Source organism: Bacillus sp. 196mf (assembly GCF_003217275.1).
Taxonomy (GTDB): domain Bacteria; phylum Bacillota; class Bacilli; order Bacillales; family Bacillaceae_G; genus Bacillus_A; species Bacillus_A thuringiensis_S.
Map to the genome: position 1 here is coordinate 45,784 of NZ_QJTG01000031.1, position 2,830 is coordinate 48,613.

Here is a 2,830-nt window from a genome sequence, read left to right on the forward strand (position 1 = left end):
ACCTGTACCCCCAGTAGGACCAGTTATTCCGATTCCGGTAGAACCTGTACCCCCAGTAGGACCAGTTATTCCAATTCCGGTAAAACCTGTCGCACCGGTAGGACCTGTGATTCCAGTAGGTCCGGTGGGTAATGTAAATGGTGGAATTGATGGTAGTGTGGGACCGATTAAATTTGGTTCTAGAGCAGTTCCATGTAAAATACTATATTCTTCACTCATATAGTAAACCTCCTATTATTGCTTGTCATAATTATTAAATGTATTAGGGGAAGTAAATGACATTCGCAATAGCGGAGGCGCTTCTTATAATTTCTCTTCAGTGAATATAGACCTAATTTAAGCAATATTGAAATCTATAGTTACGTACTACTAAAGTATGACACCTTTACTTCTCACGTAACATATAGTATGATGATTTCAATAAATTAGATTTCAATGACTATAATATAAATTAATGAGAGGTGCTTTTTGTGAGTGCGGTAGGTATTAAATAGGAAAAATTTAATGAAATAAATCGGATAAGAACAGGGGATTTTTATGTATACCATACCCCTAGCTTTGTCATGGATTTATTTCAATACCTATGAAGATACCTACAATACTTTATAAAGCGTGTAATAAGGGGATTGCCATCTGTTTTTTATGGCTTATTTCCTCATATGTTATTACTCATGCCTTGTAAATGTAAAAGCTGCGGTATCCCCGCAGCTTTTTTGTATATATTTTTAATGTATAAAAATGGTAATTAAATAATGTAGAGCTCATTGGAATCTAATGAGTAGGTATCTTCATTTATGATAAAAATCAATCATAGTGAGGAGAAACAAAATGAATACGATGACTTTTGAAAAGTTACAATATAACGAATTAAAGGATATAGTGAAATCTTATTGTGTAAGTGGATTAGGTAAGGAATTAGTAAACAAATTAGAGCCGAGTACGAGTATAAAAGTAGTGAGAAATCGCTTGAATGAAACGACAGAAGCACGAGCTATATTAGATGCAGAAGGGCATGTTCCTTTCTTCGGCATTTCTAATATTGCTAGTACAATTCAAAAATTAGAAAAAGGGATGATTTTAGATCCAGAAGAATTAGTAAGTGTTTCAGATTTTTTACGTGGGTGTAGAAAGATTAAAAAGTTTATGTTAGATAAAGAATTTTTTGCACCAGTATTAGCTTCTTATGCAAATTCAATGACTGAATATAAAAGTATTGAAGAGGAAATTAACTTTTCAATTAAAGGAAATAGTATTGATGTAGCTGCAAGTAAAGAGTTAAAACGAATTCGAAATAATATCGATTCTGTAGATGGGAAAATAAAAGAACGTTTAACGAAGTTTTTAAATAGTAGTGCAAATAAGAAATTCATTCAGGAATTCTTTATTAGTAAAAAGGATGACCGTTATACGATTCCAATTAAATCTTCCTATAAAAATCAAGTTGCTGGAAGTATTATTGAAGCCTCGGCAAAAGGTTCTACTGTATTTATAGAACCGCATACGGTTACGAAATTGAATGCAGAATTAGCAGGTTTGAAAGCAGAAGAAGCGGTTGAAGAGTATCAGATTTTAGCGACTTTATCAGGAATGGTCTTAGAAAACATATATAGTATAAAGATTAACATGGAGCTAATTAGTCAGTATGATATGGTATTTGCGAAAGCGAAGTTTAGTAAATCGATTGATGGAATAGAACCGAAGTTAAACGATCATGGCTACATTCATTTAGTGAATTGTAAGCATCCGCTTTTAACAGGGCAAGTTGTACCGTTACATTTTAAAATTGGTCAAGAGTATCGTAGTTTAATTATTACAGGGCCGAATGCGGGCGGAAAGACAATTGTGTTAAAAACGATTGGATTGTTAACATTAGCTACAATGTCAGGTCTTCATATTGCAGGAGATAAAGGTACAGAAATCGCTATTTTCGAAAATGTATTCGTAGATATTGGTGATAATCAAAGTATTGAAAATGCACTAAGTACATTTTCGTCTCATATGAAAAATCTTTCTGAGATTATGAGGATGTCAAATAATAATACGTTACTTTTATTTGATGAAATAGGGAGCGGTACAGAACCAAATGAAGGTGCAGCACTTGCAATTTCTATTTTAGAAGAGTTGTACTTTGCGGGATGTATTACCGTTGCGAGTACGCATTACGGAGAAATTAAACGATTCTCAGAAATGCATGATGACTTTATGAATGCAGCGATGCAGTTTAATAGTGAAACGCTAGAGCCGCTTTATAAATTAGTTATCGGAAAATCAGGAGAAAGTAATGCACTTTGGATTGCGAATAAAATGAGCGTAAAAGAACATGTACTGAAAAGAGCGAAAGAGTATATGGGAAATAAAGAGTACGCTTTAGAAAAAGTGAATGAAAGTAAAATTAGAAAACCGAAATTTGTACAAGAAAAAAGAGAATCTCATTATGAGTACAAAATCGGCGATCGTGTTAATTTATTGGATCATGATGATTTTGGTGTGCGCCCATACGGGCATGTAGAGAATCTCCTTAGACAAGAGATGGGAGTCTGTGCTTAACTCATTTACCACCTTGCTTACCTAGAAGGGGAAACCCGGAGGGGACCAGAGCATGCAAGGAAAGCCCTAAGTTACCAAAATGACCTAGGTACGACTGAGGGGCAAGGTAAAAATGTTATGAATAAGGATGAAGGCTAAACTGCTTGAACCATAGTCCAAAGTGGAGTATCGTCGCCCGAAGTGCAGGGTCATTGAAACGCTTCGCAGTCTAAGAATGGAAATATTGCCGAAGTTTCCATTGAACATACGTGTTACGTATGGCAGACCAAAGACTGACTAACTT

The 2,830-nt window shown here is 34.8% G+C and carries 2 pseudogenes; one reads left to right on the forward strand and one right to left on the reverse strand.

The features are described from left to right. A pseudogene (betA, locus tag ATL10_RS32015) lies at positions 1-219 on the reverse strand (collagen-like exosporium glycoprotein BetA); the annotation flags it as partial. A 609-nt stretch (positions 220-828) separates the two neighbouring features. Between betA and ATL10_RS26305 the strand changes: the two are divergent. Further along, a pseudogene (locus tag ATL10_RS26305) lies at positions 829-2,514 on the forward strand (endonuclease MutS2); the annotation flags it as partial. Positions 2,515-2,830: the final 316 nt, after the last annotated feature.